Raw genomic sequence first — 24,221 nt, forward strand, 5'->3', positions numbered from 1 at the left:
AGGGATAGGACTGATTCTCCTATCCCTTCTTTATCATTGTTTCATCTGATTTATTTCCTGAATGCATTCCTGGATGAGGGTAACAGCCTGACTCATGGTTGCTCCTCCTCCAAATGCCGCGGTCACACCAATGGCTTCAAGAATTTCTTGTTCGGAACAGCCTTGATCAAGACATCCTTTTGTATGATAGATAATACAGTATTCATCTTGTGAATATAAGCTTATTCCTAGTGCGATAAGCTGTTTTTCTTTCTTGGACAATTGACCTTCTTTAAAGCACTCTTCCGTAAATGAATTGAATTTCTCAGCAAGATCTGGCATTTTATGCGTAAAGACACCGATTCCAGCTTTATAATCACGAAGAGCATTTTCAGTAGAATTGTTCGCTTCATATTCCATTTTTCATTCAGCTCCATCCAAAATTTTTTCATCAAAAATTAGTATGAGCTAAATGTTGGACGATTAAACAGAAACGCAGGAGTTTACCGAAGTAATCATGGAACCGCCTTCCTACAAGGCAAGTGACCCCTTGGGCCGGGTGGCTTTGAACCATTGATAGCAAAGGATGCATATAAGTGCAACGTCAATCGCATCACCAGCATAGTACATTAACATTCCGCCATTTTCCGCTTGTACCTTGGTGACTCCGCTTGGCGGGTGGGCAAAAATATATTTAGAAAGGATATCATGGCCGGCCAGTGAAATTGTAAATACGATAGCTCGAAACATGAAGCTGAACCTGTGGGGTGCAGGGTCCATATAAATCATAGACGCAGTGAATAGATAGCCCGCTATGAACACGTGAAAATGCACTAATGCATGCAGAAGGGCATTCTGATGCATCAACCGGTACAGACCAGTCGTATAAAGGATCCAAAGCCCTCCAATATTAAGCGCAGAGGCAGTGATTGGATTGCTTAAAAATCGCAGCGGCCAACTTTTCAACACCTTTGAAAGGCGTCTTGCTGATTGTACATCAAGTGTTCGCAGTGCAAGCGTAATGGGTGCAGCAAGCACGAGCAGGATGGGTGCAATCATTCCAAGCAGTAAATGACCAACCATATGCGCCGTGAAGTCCATATGCGCACGATTGGCTATTGGGCCTATGATTGCAGAGGCTGCACAGAGAGTGCCAAGAATCCAAAAGAAGGTACGGTATAATGGCCATTTTTTATAGCGGCGGTTCGAAACGATGACAGCTGCGATATAAATCACTAAACCCGGCATGAGTAGCATCAATAAAATCGGTTCAAAACCAGTTCCGTTATCATGAATATGTCCATTACTGTGCATTGCTGGCGTCTTCTTTCATTTTAAGTAAGCTGCGCCTTGTTTGAATGACGAGGGTAATGCCGATCAAGATCATGATTGTAGCGGCAATGTTCCAAGTCAAGTCGTATGGGAAAATATCGACATTATAACGGATTTGATGGAGGCGCATGAGCTTGTGCTGGATGATTCCGTCATATAACTGGAAAGAACCAGCCCCGAGCAAAACTCCCCCTATCCACCTTTTCAGCCATAACCCCTTTCGACGGCGAAGGTCAGCGAACATGAATAACGACCCGACCGTTGCGAACCAGCTTAGGGCATGAAATAAACCATCCGAGATAAGCCCGATACTGGTTGTGGATTTGTCATAGAAATGATGCCAATGTAATAGTTGATGAAAGATGGCTTCATCGATGAATGCAACCAATCCGATCCCGAATAGAAAACCGGACCATAGGTTACGAGCGGAATAAGTATAACGTAATTCTGAAATGGATTGATCTCTTTGATTTCGGGGCTTGAAATCCATTTTTCATCCTCCTTTTTCCTATGGTTCTTTCTACTTTACCCTGTATTTTAAAGTTATAGACAGGTAGATGGACCTTTTATATATCTTATTTATTGAGCGATTCATAGCACAAAGAAAATCCTTGGCTTATTAGTTCAGTTATCAATGTTAATGGTATGTAAATTTCTTCTAATTATTGTTCATTATAACTGAATTATGGTTTTAAGCATGTACAGGCGGGTAATAAAAAACCGTACATCATCTAAAAAAGGAGGAGTTAATATGTTTCGCCATCAAAAAGAATTGCAATTTGAAGTTAAGGTAGATCGACCAGATCCGATGCTTGCCCGTCAAATTCAGGAAGTGTTAGGTGGACAGTTTGGGGAAATGACTGTCATGATGCAATATCTTTTTCAGGGATTTAACTGCCGTGGAGAAGAAAAATACAAAGATATGCTGATGGATATCGGTACAGAGGAAATTGGACATGTAGAGATGCTTTGTTCACTCATTAGTCAATTGCTTGATGGCGCTTCTCCGGAAGATCAAGCAGAAGCCGCAAAAGATCCTGCTACAGCAGCGATCATGGGTGGTATCAATCCCCAGCATTTGCTCGTAAGCGGTCTTGGCGGACTGCCAACCAACTCGAATGGGGTGCCTTGGAACGGATCTTATATCGTAGCCAGCGGAAATTTATTAGCGGACATGCGATCCAATCTGCATGCTGAAAGTCAAGGACGCCTTCAAGTGGCCCGTTTATATCATATGACAAAAGATGAAGGGGTACGTGCTACCTTCCGTAAAATGTTAGCCCGTGATCGTTACCACCAATATCAATGGATGGCGGCCATTGCAGAACTTGAAGAAAAAAATGGCGTGGTTGTTCCCGCAACATTCCCACCGGAAGCGGAAATGGAATCTCAACCGGAAGCGTACGAATTCTGGAACTTGTCGGAAGGTAATGAATCGGCAGATGGCCTGTGGGCAACAGGAAGCGCCCCAGATGGTACGGGAGATTTTGTTTATGTAGCTGAACCAGTCGCAAAAGGACAGATTCCTAACCCTAAGGTTCCGGCAGCACAATTGCATCATGACCTGGATAGAAGTCAATCGTTTAATAAAAGATAATATAAACTTTTCAAAAAAAGCTCGATGGCCCCGAAAGGGACATCGACTTTTTTTATTCTATCTTGTTTGCCAAAACCTAATTATTTGCTTGTGGATATTTTTTGGAGTAGGATAGTTTCCATCTTCAAGACAAACCATTTTAAAAGGATGGTCACTAATTTAATGGTAAGGAGTGGGGTAAATGAAAGCAGTAGTGGTTAAAGAACCGGGTGGTGCAGAACAATTACTATTTAAAGATTTTTCAAAGCCCGTGCCCGGTAAAGGGGAAATATTAATAAAGGTTAAAGCGTCTGCGATAAATAGAACGGATATTGTTTCCCGGGAAGGGAAATCCGGTTATATGGCCAATCCAATATTGGGGATTGAAGTTTCCGGGGAAGTGGTGGAAACAGGGGAAGGAGCAAATATACAATCGGGGACGAGGGTGATGGGCCTTGTAAACGGCGGCGGTTATGCTCAATATGCCTTGATGCCGGCTGATCGTGCAATGAAGATACCGGATAACCTGTCATTTGAAGAAGCGGCAGCGATTCCTGAAGTATTCTTGACTGCGTACCAAACCTTGTTTTGGTTAGGTGAATTGACGGATCAAGAAACGGTATTGATTCATGCTGGCGGAAGCGGTGTAGGCACTGCAGCTATCCAACTGGCAAAAAAACTGACAAAAGCGAAAATCATCACTACAGCAGGCTCAAAGGAAAAATTGGATTTCTGTCACTCACTAGGAGCGGATATCTGTATCAACTATAAAGAACAAGCTTTTGATGAGGAAATCCTGAAAGCTACAAATAATCAAGGAGTGGATGTTATCCTGGATTTCATCGGTGCTTCTTACTGGGAGAAAAACCTTAAAAGCATAAAAACTGATGGACGATGGGTACTGATAGGCATTCTAGGCGGAACTGTAGTCGAGAAGGTGAACCTGATGGAACTTCTCTTAAAAAGAGTTCAATTAAAAGGCACTCTACTAACTCCCCGGAGTGATGAATATAAAAAAGAGTTAACGGAAGAATTCGCTAAAAAGGCAATGCCGTTGTTCCGCAAAAATGAAATCAAGGCAATCGTGGACCATGTCTTCCCTTTTGAAGAGGTACAAAGGGCGCATGAACATATGGAAGCCAATAAGAATGTAGGTAAAATCATCTTACAGGTAAATGAATGATTAAAGAAAAACTGCCTCGGTGCATGAATGGGGGAGGTTGCCCAGGATTAAGACATGATTGGGCGACCTCTTTTTAGGTGATAAGCAAAAGGTGGAGCTGATGGCAGATTGATTGAAGGATGAAATATGGACAAAGTATAATGAATATATACAAGTCAAGATACGCTTCGCCGGTATCTGTCTAAGGGGGGAATCTTAATGAATGAACTGAATGCATTATTCAGGAAAAGAATAGGGCTCCAGGAAGATGTGAAACTGACATTTGAGAAATTAGACGAAATTCTCGATAAGACAGCGAAAACCATTCCTTTTGAAAACTTATCAATCATGGCATCCCATCTGAGTGATATCAATAAAGCGAATATCATGAACAAAGTCCTCCTGAGGAATGAGGGGGGATTATGCTATGAATTGAATTCAGCCCTTTATTTTTTCCTGTTGGAAAATGACTTTGATGTATCTTTGGTTCGTGGTGTCATCTATAATCAGGGGTGGATGACCATAGGAAGGACACATGTCACCATTCTATTGAACCATGAGGGCCAAACCTATTTGATCGATACGGGTTTTGGCGGGAATCTGCCATTAAAACCAGTTCCGTTGAACGGGCAAACGGTCGTTTCCCGAAATGGCGAATTCAGGATAAAAAAAAGAAAGTACCGATCATGGAGATCATATCCTTGAATTAAAACTGAAACATAAAGATCGCGATTGGAGAATAGGCTATGCTTTCGATTCTTCACAACCCGTGGGAAATGTAACGGAACTTAATGAGGTCCAAACGATCATCAGGGAAAATCCCCAATCGCCATTCAATAAACATCCATTAATCACCCGGTTGACAAACAGCGGGAACATCACTTTAACCGATACTTCCTTTACACAGTGGGAAAATGGAAAAGTGACGAAAGAAGAAATAGATGGAACACGATTTAAAGAGTTAATGAAACAGCACTTCGATAGATAGTATAAAAAAATCTGAATATCAAAGGCATCCTTATCGAAAGATTTTCCATTCTAGACAGTTTTTTATAGAATGGTCTTTCCATAGGATGTCATGGATATGCAAGACTTAGAAAACTATTACTATATTAATGTGCGACACTCCTGCTGAATAGTTGGCCGGTAGAGAACCCGCTGAATGCTTTATGGCGGAAAAGTAGCGAATTTCTGAGAACACTTGAAAACTGTAGGCAAACTGTCTTACTACGAATTTGTCTACAGTCTGAAACATCCATTATGGATGTTTTACTATTTATTCAATACATTCGAATTCAGTGGGGTGAGAAGGATATGGAGAAGAAGAACCGATTGGTTTTTACTAGATCGAATGCAGCTGCTAAACGAAAATTCGATGAAGCCATCACCATTTTGGAATATAGTGTAATGCTTGTTGAATTCTTTGGATTACAAGAATTCAACAATATAATTGCCGGGCAGTTAAGGCTGATTCTTTGTGAAACGAAAAATACGCGCATAAAGCGGGAAAAGGTCACAATTGACCAATCCTTAATAAAGAAAATCAATCCTAACCCGAAATTGTATCCCATTAAAGACTCCAATCAAATGAGCAATGATCATGATCATATTACGGAAGAACTCTTCGATTATACTAAACAAAGGATTGAGCTAAAGCTTTGGAGAAATCAAATCATCTATAAAATCGACATCGAAGGAAAAACCCAGGAAATTAAAGTCATTGATTTTATTAAGGAAACAGCTAATAAAATTGGCGGTGCACATGCTGAATCAAGTTTCCCTAATAAGTCCATTATTTCTGATGGACATACGAAAATCATGTTAATAGGTATAGCGAAAGGGTTATTCAAATCCATAGGCAGGGATTATAAAAAACATGCCTCCCTGAACCTTTCACATATCATGCAAAAAATCGAACAATCAACTTTGGAAGACTAGACAGAGGAAGGACTTTTGACCAAGTCCTTCTTGCTTGATTTCCAAGCACGATCCGGCAGGATTGTATACCTCAAATACACTCTATCACTAAACCATTCTTTTTCCTCGTTAAACCACGCTCGATGGCATGCTGTTCACTTTTATCCAGACCTTTAATATGATCGCCATCAGGTTACATTCAGTCACGAGTGTACTCCATATTTTCTGCATATTTAATTGGTAAGATGGATGTAATCATAAAGGAGGTTTTATTCAATATGAAAATAAGAACAAAATTGCCTATCATCTCATCATTATTTGCAGCCCTGTTTTTAGTCCTTGGAGCATGTTCCAACAGCGATGATAAAAACAAAGAAGAGAAAGAAGTAAAGGAACATAGTGAAATGGACATGAACCATTCTAGCTCGGATGATGTTCCGGAGGGATTAAAACCGGCAGAAAATCCAACCTATGAAGTTGGAAGTCAAGCGATTATCGAATCAGGTCATATGGAAAGCATGAAAGGGGCGGAAGCAACAATAGTGGGTGCCTTTGATACGACTGCTTATGCAATTTCGTATACCCCTGCAACTGGAGGAGAAAAAGTGGAAAATCATAAATGGATCATTCACGAAGAAATCAAAGATGCAGGTGAAGTGACGTATGAACCCGGAGCGGAGGTCACAGTAAATGCTTCTCATATGGAAGGGATGAAAGGGGCAGTCGCTGAAGTTGAATCTGCCGAAAAAACGACTGTTTATATGGTCGATTTCACACCGACTACGGGAGGAGAAAAAGTGAAGAACCATAAATGGGTAACCGAAAGCGAATTATCTGCGTCTAAATGATTTAACATCATGAGTTCAAAAACAGGAGAAAAAAGGATTGGAAACTCCTTCTGTTTGTGACAAAAGTGGATTCGGAATAGTCTCATCCCGAACTATGATTTGTAAAACAAGACTAGATGACCATTGATGTTCTTTTACTGTAAGCCTCATTGGATTGAAGAGATTTGCGACATTCCAGCCCAATAACTGGCTAGCCGAGATCCCGCAGGCGCTTCTGCCTATGAGGCTTGGCAGAAAGTCGGCGGAAAGGGAGCGGATTTCCGAAAGGGGGTATGTGTAATGATTTCCACTCCAGGCACTCGCTTTCCGCGGGCGGTCCGGGAGCCTACTCGGCGTTCGCCTGCGTGGTCTCCCTGGCCACGCTTTTCCCGCAGGAGTTTCGTACCTTCCGTTCCAATCAACTGGAATTTTATAAAAGTAATATTGTAGGGAAACTGGCTCTTTTCCAATTCGTCTACAGTCTGGCTGTTCCATAAATTTTTTGACAAAAGGGAGTTCGAATTGGTCCCACCCCGAACCATGAAATTAAAACAAGATTAGATTATCCTTATGTTTTTTTCTATAATCCTTATGGGATTGAAGAAATTGCGACTGCCGAATAACTGGCTAGCCGAGACCCCACAGGCGCTTCTGCCTAGGAGGCTTGGCAGAAAGTCGGCGGAAAGGGAGCGGATTCCCGAAACGGGGTATGTGTAATAATTTCCACTCCAGGCACTCGCTTTCCGCGGGCGGTCCGGGAGCCTACTCGGCGTTCGCCTGCGTGGTCTCCCTGGCCACGCTTTTCCCGCAGGAGTCTCGTACCTTCCGTTCCAATCAACTGGAATTTTATAAAAGTAATATTGTAGGGAAACTGGCTCTTTTCCAATTCGTCTACAGTCTGGCTGTTCCATAAATTTTTTGACAAAAGGGAGTTCGAATTGGTCCCACCCCGAACCATGAAATTAAAACAAGATTAGATTATCCTTATGTTTTTTTCTATAATCCTTATGGGATTGAAGAAATTGCGACTGCCGAATAACTGGCTAGCCGAGACCCCACAGGCGCTTCTGCCTAGGAGGCTTGGCAGAAAGTCGGCGGAAAGGGAGTGAATCTCTAAAATCAACTGAACCATTCAAATAAAAATGCAGGCAAACTTGATTTTCATTGAGTTTGTCCACAGTCTGAAGGAATGGTAAACAAAACCATTCCTTTTTTGTGTGAATGAATTTTCTTGAAAATTACTTTACTTGGAGTGTAAAACATTAGTTTCTGTTAATATGGCTTTATCTGAAATATGAAAATGGGGTGCAAGTATGATGGCTGGATTAATTATTAGACCTTTTATGGAAACTGACCTTGAGGCGCTGAGCAATTATTGTTTACCTATAGAACAAGCAATCTATACTTCTATACCTTTAAAAGTTATCGAAGACTTCAGGAAGGATAAATATAACCTCCCCATGGTCATTTATTTAGATGAGGATTTGATTGGTTGTTTTGCCTTATATACGGATAAAGCGGGAAATCAATATACAAATAATGAGAATGCGATCCTTCTTAAATCATTCTCCTTGGATTTGCGCCATCAAAAAAAGGGGCTAGCTTTTAAGGCGTTAAAAGTGCTGCCTGATATGATCAAACTAAGTCATCCAGATAAAGATGAGATTATTCTAACGGTGCATCATTCGAATGTCCCAGCGATAAATTTGTATAAGAAAATTGGATTCATTGACAAAGGATACAGATTTAACGGGGAAGAAGGGGAGGAATTCATTTTCCACTTTGCTTTGGATTAAGGGGAATTTAGCTAACTTCTGGAATGCTTTGTCCCAATAGGAAAAGCATGTAATTAAACGACAGTATACAGTCAGCTTAAATATGATGAAGTGGTTAAACGTAAAAATAAGCATCAAAACGATGCTTATTTTTTTTGGAAATATTCCAAACGATATGATTAAGAATTCATGGAATCCATCCTATAATTTCTAAAATCGTCAGAAGAATCTCAAAGACAATGAGAATTACAATGATCCATTCAACGAATAGTCCCCTGATTGAATGGCTGATGTTAGAAAATCCATCCATGATGTTATATAAAATTTCGGTTTTACTTTTCAGGATTTTGTACCGATCATTCAATTCGAAAAATTCAAGCATTCTATCATAAAATTCGCCGGCAATGCTGCTTGTCCATGTAATATCAGGTTTATCCAGAATCATGATATATGCCAGGGTATTGTACTCGTGACGTACGATTTTTGCCGTAGTCCTCGCTAGTTCCTTGTTACCGATTCTGAGCTTGCCTTTTTCCAGTCGGTCAATCATGGCTTCAAGCTTGTCGTGGATTTTTCCTAGTTGCTCCTCCGTCTTTTCAAGTGCCACCGATTTTGCGAGAATGGTGGAAATTAATTCAGGGTAGAAAAATTCATATTTAGGAACAACTACATATTCGTCTGTCAAATTGATGTTTTCAGTTTCACTGAAGTGAAGGCTGTAATCATCCGTATATCTATCTACATTGACGAGATCAATGTCGGGCTCGAATGAATGGATAAAGGAGGAAAATGCCTTGATCTCATCCTCATGTGAGTAATTGATGAAAACGATGCTGCCAAAGGAAAAAACCAGCACCTGCTGCGATTCGTCCACATTTTTATAAAGGATGGAACGTAGAATATCGCCTTTAAGAATTAAAGGCTCTTCCCAGGTGAATTTTTTGGGGATGCCGCAATGAATGGCGATTTTGTTCAAATCGATTTCATTAGTGATTGCACATGCTTTAAAGGTAATTGCCTCCATCTATATCACTCTCTTCAGCAAATTGGTCTTTTTTCGATTTTATTCTATTCTTACAAAAACATGCTTGAATAATTCTGGAAGTAGAAAAAAGTCAACTGACTGGTAACTAAACCAATAACCCCATTATGGATATAAAAATAATCAAGTCTAACCTTTGGGGAAATATATAAGATGGCGCTTCCGGTAACTGGATCGTCCTTCTTTATTTTGCTTGTTTATACTTACTTAAACTTTACAAAAACATATAAAAGTTCATGAAAACTTTACTTTTATTTACAGAATTCTCACATTGATGTCAATATTCAGTAATACATGTTTGTTATAATCGATTGACGGTTTTAAAAGTGGTTGGAAAAGGGTCTTTTAAAAATCCTTCATTTACAGATAAGTAGCAGGCTGATTGAAGATGACTGAACAGTAGGAGTGAACAAAAATGGAGGAATCTATAAACCTATATGAGCTTACATTTAGTGAAAAAGATAGATATGTGATCATTACGAATGCTTATCCACACGAAGATCAGTTATATCGGAATGGGTTTATCCACCGAAGAGTCAAGGCTTATCTGGATGAGGGTTTGAAGGTGGATGTCTTTGTTTTGCATCCTGCCTATAAAAAAGCGGAAAAGTATACGTATGAAGATGTGCCTGTTTATCGAGGAACTGAACAGCATTTGCGCATTTTCTTAAATCATAAAATACATAAAAAAGCGCTCATTCATTTTGTTAATCCAAAAATGGTGCAAGCGATAAAAGAAACGAACACGGATTTACCGATTATCACCTGGATACATGGATTTGAAACGGAGGCATGGCATAGAAGATGGTTTAATTTTCTTGAAAGCCCTGAAAGCTTGAGGAAGATACTTGAAATGTCGGACGATTATTATGTATCACAGCTTTCTTTTATGAATTGGTTTTATCAAACGACTGAATTGGATACAACCTTTGTTCATATATCCAAATGGTTCAAAGAGCATATAGCGGAATGTGATGCAAGAGCAGAATCGAAAAATTCAATAATCATTCCTAATGTCATAGATGACAATCTGTTTACCTTTATTGAAAAGCCAGCTGAAATGCGGACAAAAGTCCTTTCAATCAGGCCATACGCTTCACGAAAATACGCCAATGACCTATCGGTGAAAGCAGTGCTGGAACTATCGAAGAGACCATACTTCGATAAGTTGGAATTTGCATTTTATGGCGATGGAAAATTGTTCGATCAAACCGTTGAGCCAATCCGGGATTTTGAGAATGTAACGATTCATAAAGGTTTCCTTTCTCAGGAGAAAATCGCTGCATTACATAAGAAGTATGGAATTTTCCTTTGCCCGACCCGTTTGGATTCTCAAGGGGTTTCCATGTGTGAGGCAATGTCGAGCGGACTAGTGCCAATTTCAACAGATATTACGGCAATCCCGGAATTCGTTAAACATGACGTTTCTGGCCTTCTAACAAAACCTGAGTCTCCTACCGATATTGCCGATGCAATAGAGCGCTTATATTACAACTCGGACGTATTTTTAAGAGTGTCAAAACAAGCTTCTCAGTCGATTCGGGAAAAATGCGCTGTAGATGTTGTTATAAAAAGAGAATTGGAGATCATCAAAGGTTAATGGAGGGGAGTTTTTTCAATATGGACGAGCGAAACGAATATTGGAAAACGATGTATGAGGAACTCGAATTACAAATGAAAGACATGATGTCCATGACATTGGAGCTCATAGAGAGCAACGGCATGGAAAAACAAAAAACCATTGAGAAAGTTACAAAAGAAAATAATAGGCTGCGAGAAGAATTAGAAAAAAGTAAGATGGCCCAAATGGAAAATATTAAGCTTAACAAAGAAATACGAAGACTTAAGTTGTTAGAACATAAATTCAACGTTACGTATGCAGGGAAATTCACATTAAAATATCTTGCGCTTAAATCATCTATTAAAGAACAAATAAAGAAATAAAAATTCATATCAGATTTCAGTCATTGGAGTGAAAACTTTGAATTCTCATGAACTAGTTGAAAACAGAAAAATGAAGGTACTTCTATTTGGCTTTATTGACATGAATTCAATGGATGGATCTGCAGTATTTTTATCTTCCTTAGCATCGACCATTGCGTTAGATTCCAACATCGAAGTTGACTTACTTTTAGCTAGTCCGGTCAAACGTGATATCTTAATTCAGCCACTTGAGAAATTTGATAATATAACCATTCTCAATCCTTTTGTAGATCCTTTTTTTAATGCCGCCGGTGATGAATGGGTAAAAAAAGGTGTCATTGATTTCGATATAGCTGAAATGCTTATTTCTCATTATTGGAGTCAAAAGGAATATGATTGGCTATTTGTCAGAAGCATTGAGACTGTTGAAAAAATCGCAAAGCATAAGCAGATCATAAAGAATACATTAGTTTATGCTACAGGATTGACTCACATAGGTCAGGATGTTAATGAAGAGAAATTCGAGAGCATCAAAAATATATATGATCAGTGTGCGTATTTCTTATGTCAAACAGAAGAGATGTGCGAATTTGTCATCGAAATTCTTAATTTGAATAAAGAAAAAAACAAAGTGTCCCTGCTTACCCCGATGATACCAAACGTTGAATCAGCGGAAGGGCAGACCTGGTTAAAAAACAAGCTTGTATATACAGGGAAATTCGACCCGGATTGGAAGACCATTCCCATTATTACTGCTTTTAAAGAATTAAAACGTGAGATCCCGAATCTATCACTTGATGTGGCGGGGGATAAATTCAAATGGGTTAAAGATGATTCTCAGTTTAAGGAAGAGGCGGCATACCTCCTTAAAAATACGGATGGGCTTACATGGTACGGTGCTTTGACAAGGGAGAATGCCCAACAATTAATCGTCAATAGTGATATTGGGATAACCTGGAGAAGTGAGGAAATGGACAGCAGTCTGGAACTGTCTACAAAGCTATTGGAGTATGGGATTTTAAGGAAGGCTGTAATAATGAATCCAACCAAAATGCATATGAAGCTTTTTGGCGAAGATTACCCGTTATATGCTGTTACAGAGAAGGATTTCCGTGACGCTGTCAAATTAGCATTATGTAATAAGGATATATATGAGTTTGCGGCCCAACGAATGTATCAAGTTAGCAGGCAGTTTTTATTTTCGGAAGCAATAAAAAAACTGCAAGGACCATTATGGAGCAAGCGCATTACCGATTATGTGAATGAAAGTGCGAATATGTTTTATATTGATGAAGATGACTTTGATGAACTGATTAGGCATACATCATTAAAAAAAGTGAAAATATTGCCTGCGGAGTTTAATGTTGACGAAGTTTTCACTTATATTGTCAAAAACATACCTGAAGAAATAAAACGAGTCGAAAAACTGTTTAAACTGTCTGGGTATGGTCAAATCATTTCAGCAGAAAAAGCTGGATGTTATACATTTCTCCAGATCCATAAAAGGTATGGAAACTTTGAACGAAATTTTCAAAATAACGTCCCTTATCTAAAAACGATAGGATTTGAAACCTTTGGCATTCCAAAGCTAAAACCAAAAGATGTGGAGATTTCAATCAAAGAACGCGCAGTTGTTGATAAAGAAAAATATGATATGAAAGGGAAAAATAAGGAATTAGCTAAAGAAGTAAAGCAATTAAAAAAACTGAACACAGTTCAACTTAAACAAATTACTAAGCTAGAAAAACAAAATCAAGCACTTGGACGTAAATATGATTCACTTTCAAAGTCGAAAATGGGTAAAATGACATTCAAGTATTGGGATTTAAGAAAAAGGCTTAACTTTTAATAAGAAGGTAAGCCTGCAATAGAATGGTAGACACTTCTTAACTCTATATCAGTCAAAGGAAAGCTCCTGAATGCTTCTGGCTTACAGGGGCCTTTGTCAATTATATCGAGTAAAAGGAGCAGGGATTCTTGCAAACTTTTTATGTGTGTTTTCGATTAAAGCTGCATCAGGTTATTATTCTATGAAAATTAAAACTTGGTAGTAAGCTCAATAAAGAATCATGGAATTTAAAAAAACTACCCTTTCAGCATGTATCCTAATAGACCCCTTATTCATTAATGGTGTTATAATATTCTGAAAAAGGGGGAGAGATGATGGAGGAGAATGTGCTAAAAGCGATTCAAGATGATTATCCAGATGCATTTGCATGGTGTTATGGATGCGGTCGCTTGAACAAAGATGGTCATCATTTTCGAACGGGTTGGCAAGACGAGCAAACAAGGACTATCTATACACCACGTCCAGAGCATATTGCAATTCCAGGATTTGTTTATGGCGGCTTGATTGCCTCTTTAATTGATTGTCACGGAACAGGTTCCGCTGCATTGGCTTTGCACCGTAAAAACGGTCATGAAGTTGGAGATGGAGTGGAACCACCCAGGTTCGTGACTGCGTCACTGAATGTGGAGTTCGTAAAGCCAACCCCAAATGATGTGCCATTAATGGCTGTTGGGACGATTCATGAAATTCATCCTAAGAAATGGAGAATCGAAACAGAGGTATTTGCACTCGATAAACTTTGCGCCCGTGGAGAGGTAATCGCTGTGGTGATGCCAAGTACTTTTACAAGTAAAGAGGGATCTTAATTTATGTAAACGCATCGAATCCGGAATTAGATGTACTATCAAAGGGCCGTCCAATTATTTGGACGGTTATTTAGTGTATCTGAGTATCCATTTCAAGCATGTTATCGTAATAAAGGGGCATATAGCTGGAAATTACAAGCCAAATATTAAGATATTAATATACTTACATTATAAGCAAAGGGAGGTTGCATGGATGAAAATAAACGTAGAGATAGATGAGGAGATCAAGGCGATAGAGGTGCTTATCCGCAATCATGAATGGAATGAGGAAGTGCAGGAATTGATGGAATGCTTGAAGGAGAGGAAAAGACCGTATTTTGTCGGCAGAAAAGGAGAAATGCAGCATGTTTTTCCGGGCAGAAGAAATCATCTGTTTGTTCACAGAGCAAGATTCGATAATGGTGCGGACGAAACAGGGATTTTCGAAATGAAAGAAAGGTTATATGAACTGGAAAGGGAACTTCCTGGTGCTTTTCTGGTGAGTTTGGGACAATTACTCGTGAGTTTGGTGTTTTTCTGGTGAGTTTGGAGTAATTACTCGAGAATTTGGAGCGAATACTCGTGAGTTTGGCGCTTTTACTCGTGAGTTTGGCGCTTTTACTCGTGAATTTGGTGATTTTACTCGTGAGTTTGGTGATTTTACTCGTGAGTTTGGAGCGAATACTCGTGAAACACAGAAACGAACATGCTTTTTTTCATTGTCATTACGATGCATCTTGAATTCAAAGAAGAGTTCGTTGTATTGACCTGCCAGCTTCATGATACTTTTATGAACTGATTTAGGTTCAATTGTAAAAGCTGCAAAACGGTGATTTAACTCCATTGTGAGGGCCATAAAGAATAATGGGAACAGATGCCATGAATCCTCTGGAATTTCGATGAAAGCCCTTATACCTGCTCGATCTACAGTCATATATTCATTTTATTTTTCCTGAGGTATTCATCCTTGCCTTGGAATGTAAATAAAGAGACACCGCTTCCTGTTGCATCGGAGTCTCTTAATATTTTATCAATTTTGTATCATTATCATTTCATCGTAGATTAAGTTTTGTCTAATCTCAGTTGCTGTTTGTATGGATATTTGCTCATCTTCAACCATTTGCGCAATGATATCACGTTCGATTTGCATCGCATTCAACTGAAATTGACTTACCATCTCTTCAAAGCGTTTTGCTTCTTTTTCACTTAATGTTCCGAACGGATTCAAATAACGATTATATCTTTGGATGACAAGCATGACTTCATGGCGGTTTTCAGGTGCAGTTTGTTGTTTGATCAATAAAATGGCTTCCTTTGAAGCTTCTTTTTGTGCTTTACGAAACTCCCTGATCAGGTCCGCATTTTTAACGATGGAGTCCTCTAATTTCGCTTCCCATTTCTTATCCCATTTGACATTGATCTTTTTCTTGAAAAGAATAGCCTGCAAATTGATCCAAGCCCTTTTCAGGGAGGATTTTTGCATATAATTCGAGGTTCTTGAAAGATACACTTTATATAGTTCAAAGGCTGTTTCAGATATAGTCCCTTTTTCGACTAATCCAGAAACGACTTCCAATTCCTTATTGGCTCCTAGCTCCACTAATTCGCGTATTGTCCGATCATCCGGTCGATTCGTTATTCCCCGTTCCAAATCTATCAGTTGTTCATTTAAATCTTCCATTACTTGATGGACCGCTTTCTGATTCTCGATGGTTGCTTCTTTGCTCAGTTGATGGATCGTTTTATTTAAAACAATTTTATAAGCCTCCTCAGAGGTTAGACGCTCATCTTTGAATTCAATCGGTGTCTTTACCAGTAATGGCAAGAGAACCGTAGCCAAGGTGACGCTTAACAATATAACGCAAGCTGCGATAAACAAGACTGTATTACGCATCGGGAATAAAGTGTCATCCCGCATGAAATATGGTATGGATAAAGCTGTAGCTAATGTAATGGTTCCATGAATGCCGCAAACGGATGTCAAAAATGCAAATCGGGATCTTGAAAAATTCTCCTCATCGGTGTCATTGCTATCTTCTGGATGAACCCTGGACATAATGAATTGCTCTAATGGATTCACTCTGTTTTTCGTAAAAGTATCATGCAGGATGTATACCCATATAAAACGGATCACCAATAATAAAAGAACGATCAAGACACTTATCCCAAAAAGAATGCCCCTATTTAAGTTGGACTCAATTTCCTGATAAACACTCGGCAACATAAATCCTAACAAAGCAAATACAAGTCCATTCAAGACATAACCTAATACAGACCATGTATTAGTTGATACAATTTGCAATTTAGTCGTGGAACTCTGAAGGCGATCCCGCTCGATGCCATGAATGACACCTGCAGCAACCACTGCCAAGATTCCGGAAACATGGAATTCTTCAGCTGCCATATAGATGGCAAAAGGCGTAATTAGTTCAATGACAATAGACATTGGGATTTCTTCAAGTCCATGAACCCGTAAAAATAATCGTAATTTAACGATTAAATAGCCCAATAGGATCCCTATAAAGATGCCGCCTAAAGCTACAAATATAAAATTAAGCGATGCATCTTTTATAGAAAACACTCCAGTTAAGGCAGCTGCCAGGGCAACTTTAAAAGCGACGATTCCGGCAGCATCATTGAAAAGTGATTCACCCTCAAGGATGGGCATCATGTTTCCAGGCAATTTCAATCCTTTTGTAATCGATTGTACTGCTACCGCATCCGTTGGAGTAATTGTTGCGGCTAAAGCAAAAGCCACAGCCATCGGCATATCAGGTATTAACCAGTGGATGAAAAAGCCTCCTGCAAAAACCGTCACAAATACTAACCCAAAGGCCAATAACAGAATTGGCTTACGCAATTCTAGCATTTCTTTACGAGACGTATTTTTTCCTTCTGTAAAAAGCAGCGGAGCAATGACACAGATCATAAATAATTCTGAATGAAAATCAAATGATAATTGAAATGGTAATAATGAGAACACTGCTCCCATGGATATTTGATATATCGGAAGTGGGATACGAGGCCATATAGCATTTAATATTGTAGCGATTATTGTGGACACCAATAATCCGAGCAATGTGATTAAGAATGACATAGAATCTCCCTTATCTTCTAATGTTTTAGTCTGATTGCCCATGCAATATAAAAAAGGTATTTAAAACAATATCCTTTCTTTAAAAAAGTAACCCCTACTTTATGGTCCTGTGTAGCTTATTCAAAAAACAATACTTCGCCAGAGACAGTATTTTCGACAATAGCCTCGGTTTTTGATATACCCCTTAGTTATTAATTACAAACAGGATATCACAAGAGTTTACGGTTTATTCAAAATCAACTTATGACATGGCTTTTCCATGAAAATTAGTTCATGCCGGAAACAGGATTTTCTGTATAAAATACCCTTAATGAAGAAACATAGAAAAATGGAGTTAGAGCGACCTGCAAAAAAATGGGGGGATTCAGCTTGATTCGTAATGTGGGCAAATTGTTAAGAAAAAAGAAAGAAAAAAAATCCCTGATGCAAAATGATTACCTGGATTCAAAGCCTTCAGATTCACTTGATGTGAATTTCAATCAAAATGTAGAAACACTTCGTTCTGTTTATGATAATTGCTCGGATGTCATGTTCCGCTCGTTCTTACTTTTCGGAAAGACGCGGGCGATGCTCATTTACATTGCGGGACTCTCAGACATCGAGGCGATTGAGCAATATGTGCTATCTCCACTCATGCAGGAGTCATCAAAAGAACCACAACCATTAAATGAGTTTATTGAACATAAAATGCCCGTTCCTAAAGTGGTAAAAGTGAATATGTTGGCGGATTGCATTGAATCGATTTCCTCTGGAAACCCAATCCTTCTATATGAAGGGGGAAGCGGTGGATTTTCTCTAGGATTGTCCAAATGGGAAAAGCGGGCGATTGAAGAACCTGTGGCAGAGGGGGGAGTTAGGGGGTCACGAGAGGGATTTATTGAATCTCTGGAAGTAAATACGTCCCAATTGCGACGTATTATTAAAAGTCCTGCCCTTAAAATACAATCAATGAAGATTGGAACTCTTACCAGGACGAATGTTTCAATTGCTTATATTGATGGCCTTGCGGATAAAACACTGATTGAAGAGATTACAACTCGGTTGGAACGAATTAAAATAGACGGAATTTTAGAAAGCGAGTACATCGAGGAAATGATTGAGGACAATCCGTTTTCACCTTTCCCTCAGATCATGTCGACAGAACGGCCGGATGTAGCCTGTGCCAGCTTGCTGGAGGGACGAGCTGTCATTCTTGTTGAAGGAACCCCTTTTACATTAATTGCACCAATAACCTTCTTTTCTTTGATTCAATCACAAGAGGATTATGCTCAACGTTTTTGGGCAGGCACTTTTATCCGTTGGTTACGATATTTTTTTATGGGATTATCCCTTTTGCTTCCATCACTTTATGTTGCTATTTTGACATTCCATCATGAGGCGGTCCCAACCGCACTCCTGTTAAGCGTAGCGGCATCCCGGGAATCGGTCCCTTTTCCTGCAATTGTAGAGGCATTGGCTATGGAAATTACGTTTGAAGCACTAAGAGAGGCAGGGGTTCGATTGCCGAAGCAGGTAGGTTCCGCTGTCAGCATTGTTGGAGCGCTAGTTATTGGTCAAGCTTCCGTACAAGCGGGATTGGTTTCAGCCCCAATGGTCATTGTGGTTGCAATTACGGGAATCGCTTCTTTTATGATGCCTCGCTATATTGCCGGAATTGCTTTCCGGATGCTGCGTTTCCCAATGATGCTGCTTGCCGGTACCTTAGGACTGCTTGGCATCATGATGGGAATCATTGCCATAGTCATTCACTTATGCAGCTTACGGTCCTTTGGCGTTCCATACTTAGCGCCACTGGCGCCGTTAAAAGGTAATGAGCTGAAAGATGTGCTGTGGAGAGCTCCTTGGTGGAGGATGGATACACGCCCGCGTCTCACAGGGGATTCTAATGTATACCGTCAAGCCCCGGAACAGAGTCCAAATCCAAAAAGGGGGAGTGAAACGGAGTGAATAATAACTGGAGGCGAAAAAGCATATTGGAGAAAGGGAAGAGGCGTCATTTCATGAAAAACGTCCTTCTTTTGCTCGTTATTTGTGGAACGACCCCTTTTCTAAGCGGTTGTTGGGATCGAATAGAAATCACTGATTTGGCGATTGTCACAGCAGCCGCCATCGATAAGAAGGGTAATAATCAAATCGAACTATCCGTCCAAGTCTTTATTCCAAGTTCAATAAGCAGTGGAGGCGGTCAAGGAGGGAGCAGTCAAGGGGGAGGTGGGGTTACGACAATGGTGAGAAATGAAAAAGGCTCCAATATTTCAGATGCATTGTCTAAGCTTCAAAGCAAGCTTCCGCGAAAAGTATTTTGGGGACATTGTAAAGTTTTTGTATTCGGTGAAAAGTTAGCGAAGGAAGGAATCCAAGAGCAGCTGGATTTTTTGCTGCGCCATCCTCAGCCAAGAGAGAAAGCAAATGTGTATGTCAGCAAAGGGGAAGCAAAGCCTATTCTTGAATCTTTGCCACCCCTGGAAAACTATTCAGGGGAAGTACTTAGAGAACTATCTGATTTACATATTGGGATGCTGGTCACACTGCAGGATTTAGATGAAATGTTAACCGGTAGGCCTCAGGCGGCCGCAATTCCAATCGTTAAAATATTGCCGCCAGCGAAAGGGCAAACGAAATTACAGGGAATTCCTTACATTTTCGGAACGGCCGTGTTCAAAAAAGATAAAATGACTGGAACGATGACTGAAAAGGAAACTAGAGGGCTATTGTGGTTAAGGGATGAAGTGGAATCATACACCGTGACCTTCCAACCCAAAGGGGTGAAAGGGAAGATATCTTTAAGTCCAGTGTCAGCCAAAGTCAAGATTATTCCGCAAATTACCAATGGTAAATGGAAATTGTTGGTGAAAATAAATACGGATGGAGCTGTTATACAAAATGGAACGAATTTAAACCTTTCAAATCCTAAGTCTCTAAAAGCAGCAGAACGAGCATATCAAACAGATATAGAAAATCGCATTAGGATGGCTTTTCTGCATATTCAGCATAAGAAATCGGACATTTTAGGATTGGGTAAAGATTTCTATCGGAAATATCCTAAACAGTTTAATAAGGTAGATAACCACTGGGATGAGATATTCGCGGAAATGGAAGTGGAAGTCGATGTTGCGGCCCATATTCGAAGACAGGGCTATATAAACAAACCGGCGGGGTTGTCTGAAAATGAGGTGAAGGACAAGTGAGATGGGGGGCTTTTATTTGTACAACCGTGATCGTAGCTTTAATCATATTGTATGAATGGCCGAAAATGAAACAAAATCCTAAAAAAGATAAAGTGGCATTTCTTACACTGCTCCTCACTGGCTTGGTTCTATCCATGTTCAATCTCCCACAGATGTCAGGGCCAACTCAATGGGTGGAAACTCTTTTCAGGCCATTTGGAGCGTTTATGGAAAAGTGAGTCTATTAGTGGGTGTTGCGGGATTAATTTCATTCTATTAAGAAAGGAGGAAGCAGATGGAGAAAGGGAAAATTTCATCTCTGCAGATGGCATTCATGTTGTATCCGGCGATTGTGGCAACGGCTATTCTCGGGGTTCCCAGCATCACAGCCAAATATGCCAAAACTGATTTATGGCTGTCCCCCATTTTTGCTGCGCTCATAGGATATCTGACGGTGTATATCGCTTATAAACTGCACCAACTTTATCCAAAACAAACGGTGATCCAATTCACTGAAAAGATCATTGGTCGGATTCCGGGGAAAATTTTCGGTTTTTTACTCTTGTTTTTTTATATCCAGAACACGGGGCTAATCGTTAGAGGCTACGCAGAATTTGTTGTGGGCTCTTTTCTGGTACGTACCCCGATTAGTGTGATCATGGTATCGATGGTGCTTCTATGTGCGTTCATCGTACGAGGGGGGATAGAAGTGTTGGGGAGGGCTGCCCAATTGTTTGTACCTGTTTTCATTTTTCCAATCTTTATCTTAATCATTTTACTGATTCCTGATCTTGAATTCAAGAATATATTCCCGGTATTGGCGGATGGTATAATGCCCCCTATCAAGGGTTCGATTGTACCGGGTGGCTGGTTCAGCGAGTTTTTCCTGATGATTTTTCTTCTTCCTTTTTTGGTAGATATGAAAAAAGGGATGAAGTCCGGTATGATGACTGTGTTTGCCGTGATGATGACGTTAATTGTGGTGAATCTTACGGTTCTTTTTGTACTTGGGTCAACAACATCCACAAAGCTTTACCCCTTGATGAATGCATCTCGATACATCAGTTTTGCCGACTTTTTTGAACATGTAGAATCCGTCGCCATGGCGGTATGGATAGTGGGGGCGTTTGTGAAAATTTCCGTTTTTTATTATGTATCTGCTTTAGGTACAGCGCAGTGGCTGAATCTCTCCGACTACCGGCCTGTTGTATGGCCGATAGGGATTTTGATTGTCATATTCAGTTTGTGGTCGCTGCCTAGCTCTGTGGATGTCAGTCGTAATGATATCAACGTCTTTCCGATACAAGGAATGTTGATGCAAACGATTATTCCTCTGTTATTGTTGTTGATTGCTGTTGTAAGGAAAAGAAATCGTAAAGGAACCGAAACCAGCCGAATGGATTGAAACTCTTTTTTAAGCCGATTGAAGAGTTTATGAAAAAGTAAAACGATCAGTGGGCTTGGTGATTTCAAATTTTCATACTATCACGGAAAGGAGGAAGATGATGGAGAAAGGAAAAATTTCATCTTTACAAATGGCATTCATGTTGTATCCAACGATTGTGGCAACGGCTGTTCTCGGTGTTCCAAGCATCACAGCGAAATATGCTAAAACTGATTTATGGCTTTCCCCCATTTTGGCGTCCCTCATCGGGTATGCGACGGTGTATATCACTTATAAACTTCACAAACTTTATCCGAAACAAACGGTTATCCAATTCAGTGAACAGATAATTGGTCGGATTCCGGGGAAAATTCTCGGTTTTTTATTCTTGTTTTTTTATATCCCGATCACAGGGCAGATCCTAAGAAGTTACGGGGAATTCATTGTCGACTCTTTTCTGGTCAAAACCCCGATTAGCGTGATCATGGCATTGATGGTACTCCTTTGTGCCTTTATCGTACGCGGAGGGATAGAGGTGATGGGGAGAGCTGCCCAATTGTTGGTTCCCGTTTTTATCTTTCCAATCCTAATTTTAATCGTCCTCCTGGGCCCTGATCTTGAATTTAAGAATATATTCCCGATATTGGGGAATGGAATTATGCCTCCAATCAAGGGCTCGATTGTACCGGGTGGATGGTTCAGCGAGTTTTTTCTGATGATTTTTCTCCTCCCTTTTTTAACCGATATGAAAAAAGGGATGAAATCCGGGATGATGTCTGTTTTTGCCGTGATGATGACGTTAATTGTGGTGAATCTTATGGTTCTTTTTATACTCGGGTCAACAACATCAACAAAGAATTATCCCGTGATGAATGTATCTCGGTACATCAGTTTGGCCGACTTTTTTGAACATTTGGAGTCCGCCATCATGGCCGTATGGATAGTAGGAGCGTTTGTGAAAATTTCCGTGTTTTATTATGCGGCTGCTTTAGGTACCGCGCAATGGCTGAATCTCTCCGACTATCGTTCTGTTGTATGGCCGATAGGGATTTTGATTGTAGAATTCAGCTTTTGGTCGTATCCCAGCTCCATGGATGTCAGTCGATATGATATCGTCGCCTTCCCTTTTCATGGAATTTTGATGCAAACGATTATTCCTCTGTTATTGTTAGTGATTGCTATGATCAGTAAAAGAATTAGACAGAGTAAGGGAAGCAAATCAAGCTAACCTTTTCTGCCGATTTTTTGATATTTAATTTAAAAGGAGCTCTATCTTAATGTTAAAACAAAGTTGATTGAAAGGTATGAGACCCCTGCTTAGAATAGCGCTTCCATGGGAGAACCCGCAGACGCAATGGCGCCGAGGGCCCTACGTTCCAATCAACGGCCAAATTTAAAAACTTATAAAATGTAGAAAGACTCAATTATTTTGGAGTTTGTCTACAGTCTGCAACCATTCCGTTTCCGAATGGTTTTTTTGCTGCGGGTTGAAAACTGGAAATCATCAGATATACTTTGCAAAAGTTTAAAAAAATTAACAATTTTTTTCAAACCGTTTGGAAGTTTGTCCCGTTACCTATAGTACAAAGGCTTTTTAGAAGGGGGAGAAGAAAGACTTGAAAAAGGTCATTTTTGTAGGGTGGATATCATTGATGCTAGTACTGTTAGGATTTTCACCGGAAATGGGTTCGAATCGGGGGCAAGCTGTCAACGATGTCGTAAAAGTATATGGACCAGGAGGACCTTTTGGGCCTATCAAGGAAGTGGCGGAACGATTCACCCAAGAAACGGGGATAAAAGTTGAAGTAACGGCGGGACCCGAAGAAAAATGGATTGATCAAGCCAAACAGGATGCGGATATTATTTACGGAGGGTCCGAGTATATGCTAACAGAATTCATGCATGATCATCCGGAGGTCCTTGATGGAAAAAACCGTACAGAATTGTATGCACGGTCAGCTGGAATCCTGGTTAGAAAAGGAAACCCAAAGAATATCAGGTCATTGGAGGATTTAACGAAGAAGGGCGTAAAGATTGTAGATGTTAATGGAGCCGGGCAACTGGGGCTATGGGAAGATTTGGCTGGAAGAAAAGGATTGATCCCTGGAATTAGCAGGAATATTGACATTTCAGTGAAGTCCAGTGCAGAAGCTATCGATCTATGGAAGGCAAATTCTGAATTGGACGCCTGGATTACTTATGAATCCTGGCATTACCGTCTGGCGGATGTGACGGACCTGGTTCAGCTCCCTGAGGAAGACAAGCTCTATAGAGGAACACCGATAAGCATAACAAGTAAGAGTGGAAACAAGAAAAAGGCAAAACAATTCATTGATTATCTTAAAACGGAAGAATCCCATCAAGTATTTCAAAAATGGGGATGGAAGTAAAATTCATGAGGAGTGA

Annotated in this window: 22 protein-coding genes and 1 pseudogene; 17 read left to right on the forward strand and 6 right to left on the reverse strand. The window is 40.0% G+C overall.

Features of this window, described 5'->3' with window-relative positions; all coding sequences use genetic code 11:
• Positions 1–33 precede the first annotated feature (33 nt).
• From AC0VX1_RS04025 to AC0VX1_RS04035, 3 genes are all read right to left on the reverse strand, one after another.
• On the reverse strand, positions 34–399 hold the full coding sequence (locus tag AC0VX1_RS04025) for a carboxymuconolactone decarboxylase family protein (protein WP_098864922.1): 366 nt from the start codon (positions 397–399) through the stop codon (positions 34–36).
• 111 nt (positions 400–510) lie between these two features.
• Positions 511–1,236, reverse strand: a complete 726-nt coding sequence (locus tag AC0VX1_RS04030) for a cytochrome c oxidase assembly protein (RefSeq protein WP_413011425.1) — start codon at positions 1,234–1,236, stop codon at positions 511–513.
• Positions 1,237–1,282: 46 nt separating this feature from the next.
• Positions 1,283–1,801, reverse strand: coding sequence for a DUF2243 domain-containing protein (locus AC0VX1_RS04035; RefSeq protein ID WP_057275556.1), 519 nt, complete (start codon positions 1,799–1,801; stop codon positions 1,283–1,285).
• 261 nt (positions 1,802–2,062) lie between these two features.
• Between AC0VX1_RS04035 and AC0VX1_RS04040 the strand changes: the two genes are divergently transcribed.
• The 6 genes and pseudogenes from AC0VX1_RS04040 (at position 2,063) to AC0VX1_RS04065 (ending at position 8,589) form a co-directional block, all read left to right on the forward strand.
• Positions 2,063–2,908, forward strand: a complete 846-nt coding sequence (locus tag AC0VX1_RS04040) for a manganese catalase (RefSeq protein ID WP_475469983.1) — start codon at positions 2,063–2,065, stop codon at positions 2,906–2,908.
• Between the two features lie 181 nt (positions 2,909–3,089).
• Positions 3,090–4,070 (forward strand): NAD(P)H-quinone oxidoreductase, encoded by a 981-nt coding sequence (locus tag AC0VX1_RS04045; RefSeq protein WP_413022266.1) that lies wholly within the window; start codon positions 3,090–3,092, stop codon positions 4,068–4,070.
• A 198-nt stretch (positions 4,071–4,268) separates the two neighbouring features.
• A pseudogene (locus tag AC0VX1_RS04050) lies at positions 4,269–5,037 on the forward strand (arylamine N-acetyltransferase family protein).
• Positions 5,038–5,363: 326 nt separating this feature from the next.
• Positions 5,364–5,987: a hypothetical protein gene (locus AC0VX1_RS04055; protein WP_057275559.1), complete on the forward strand. Its 624-nt coding sequence runs from the start codon at positions 5,364–5,366 to the stop codon at positions 5,985–5,987.
• A 257-nt stretch (positions 5,988–6,244) separates the two neighbouring features.
• A complete protein-coding gene (locus tag AC0VX1_RS04060) occupies positions 6,245–6,814 on the forward strand; it encodes a YdhK family protein (RefSeq protein ID WP_475469986.1) in 570 nt (189 codons plus the stop codon).
• A 1,292-nt stretch (positions 6,815–8,106) separates the two neighbouring features.
• Entirely contained in the window at positions 8,107–8,589 is a 483-nt protein-coding gene (locus AC0VX1_RS04065) for a GNAT family N-acetyltransferase (RefSeq protein WP_475469988.1), read from the forward strand.
• A 166-nt stretch (positions 8,590–8,755) separates the two neighbouring features.
• Here AC0VX1_RS04065 and AC0VX1_RS04070 read toward each other — a convergent pair whose 3' ends face one another.
• A complete protein-coding gene (locus AC0VX1_RS04070) occupies positions 8,756–9,592 on the reverse strand; it encodes an RMD1 family protein (RefSeq protein ID WP_098185620.1) in 837 nt (278 codons plus the stop codon).
• Positions 9,593–10,025: 433 nt separating this feature from the next.
• Here AC0VX1_RS04070 and AC0VX1_RS04075 point away from each other — a divergent pair, with 433 nt between their 5' ends.
• The 5 genes from AC0VX1_RS04075 (at position 10,026) to AC0VX1_RS04095 (ending at position 14,711) form a co-directional block, all read left to right on the forward strand.
• On the forward strand, positions 10,026–11,210 hold the full coding sequence (locus tag AC0VX1_RS04075; protein ID WP_336058278.1) for a glycosyltransferase family 4 protein: 1,185 nt from the start codon (positions 10,026–10,028) through the stop codon (positions 11,208–11,210).
• Between the two features lie 20 nt (positions 11,211–11,230).
• Positions 11,231–11,554: a hypothetical protein gene (locus tag AC0VX1_RS04080; protein WP_134402175.1), complete on the forward strand. Its 324-nt coding sequence runs from the start codon at positions 11,231–11,233 to the stop codon at positions 11,552–11,554.
• Positions 11,555–11,591: 37 nt separating this feature from the next.
• A complete protein-coding gene (locus tag AC0VX1_RS04085) occupies positions 11,592–13,382 on the forward strand; it encodes a glycosyltransferase family protein (RefSeq protein ID WP_475469991.1) in 1,791 nt (596 codons plus the stop codon).
• Positions 13,383–13,696: 314 nt separating this feature from the next.
• Entirely contained in the window at positions 13,697–14,188 is a 492-nt protein-coding gene (locus tag AC0VX1_RS04090; RefSeq protein ID WP_475469993.1) for a PaaI family thioesterase, read from the forward strand.
• A gap of 193 nt (positions 14,189–14,381) precedes the next feature.
• On the forward strand, positions 14,382–14,711 hold the full coding sequence (locus tag AC0VX1_RS04095) for a hypothetical protein (protein WP_475469994.1): 330 nt from the start codon (positions 14,382–14,384) through the stop codon (positions 14,709–14,711).
• On the opposite strand, the gene AC0VX1_RS04100 is transcribed toward AC0VX1_RS04095, so the two are convergent.
• Together AC0VX1_RS04100 and AC0VX1_RS04105 are read right to left on the reverse strand one after the other, a co-directional pair.
• Positions 14,682–15,101 (reverse strand): hypothetical protein, encoded by a 420-nt coding sequence (locus AC0VX1_RS04100; RefSeq protein WP_475469996.1) that lies wholly within the window; start codon positions 15,099–15,101, stop codon positions 14,682–14,684. The genes AC0VX1_RS04095 and AC0VX1_RS04100 overlap by 30 nt on opposite strands.
• 96 nt (positions 15,102–15,197) lie before the next feature.
• On the reverse strand, positions 15,198–17,264 hold the full coding sequence (locus tag AC0VX1_RS04105; protein ID WP_475469998.1) for a Na+/H+ antiporter: 2,067 nt from the start codon (positions 17,262–17,264) through the stop codon (positions 15,198–15,200).
• A gap of 423 nt (positions 17,265–17,687) precedes the next feature.
• Between AC0VX1_RS04105 and AC0VX1_RS04110 the strand changes: the two genes are divergently transcribed.
• The 6 genes from AC0VX1_RS04110 to AC0VX1_RS04135 all read left to right on the forward strand — a co-directional run bounded on the left by AC0VX1_RS04110 (position 17,688) and on the right by AC0VX1_RS04135 (position 24,205).
• On the forward strand, positions 17,688–19,211 hold the full coding sequence (locus AC0VX1_RS04110) for a spore germination protein (protein WP_475471698.1): 1,524 nt from the start codon (positions 17,688–17,690) through the stop codon (positions 19,209–19,211).
• A gap of 53 nt (positions 19,212–19,264) precedes the next feature.
• Entirely contained in the window at positions 19,265–20,452 is a 1,188-nt protein-coding gene (locus AC0VX1_RS04115; protein WP_475470000.1) for a Ger(x)C family spore germination protein, read from the forward strand.
• Complete coding sequence (locus tag AC0VX1_RS04120; protein WP_475470002.1) at positions 20,449–20,670, forward strand: hypothetical protein; 222 nt, start codon at positions 20,449–20,451, stop codon at positions 20,668–20,670. Before AC0VX1_RS04115 ends, AC0VX1_RS04120 begins: the two co-directional genes overlap by 4 nt.
• Before the next feature lie 56 nt (positions 20,671–20,726).
• Positions 20,727–21,836: a GerAB/ArcD/ProY family transporter gene (locus AC0VX1_RS04125; protein ID WP_475470005.1), complete on the forward strand. Its 1,110-nt coding sequence runs from the start codon at positions 20,727–20,729 to the stop codon at positions 21,834–21,836.
• Positions 21,837–21,936: 100 nt separating this feature from the next.
• On the forward strand, positions 21,937–23,043 hold the full coding sequence (locus AC0VX1_RS04130; protein ID WP_475470007.1) for a GerAB/ArcD/ProY family transporter: 1,107 nt from the start codon (positions 21,937–21,939) through the stop codon (positions 23,041–23,043).
• A 424-nt stretch (positions 23,044–23,467) separates the two neighbouring features.
• On the forward strand, positions 23,468–24,205 hold the full coding sequence (locus tag AC0VX1_RS04135) for an extracellular solute-binding protein (protein ID WP_475471699.1): 738 nt from the start codon (positions 23,468–23,470) through the stop codon (positions 24,203–24,205).
• The last annotated feature ends 16 nt before the right edge of the window (positions 24,206–24,221 follow it).

The sequence above is a fragment of the Peribacillus sp. QJM3NY_7 genome (assembly GCF_056173225.1).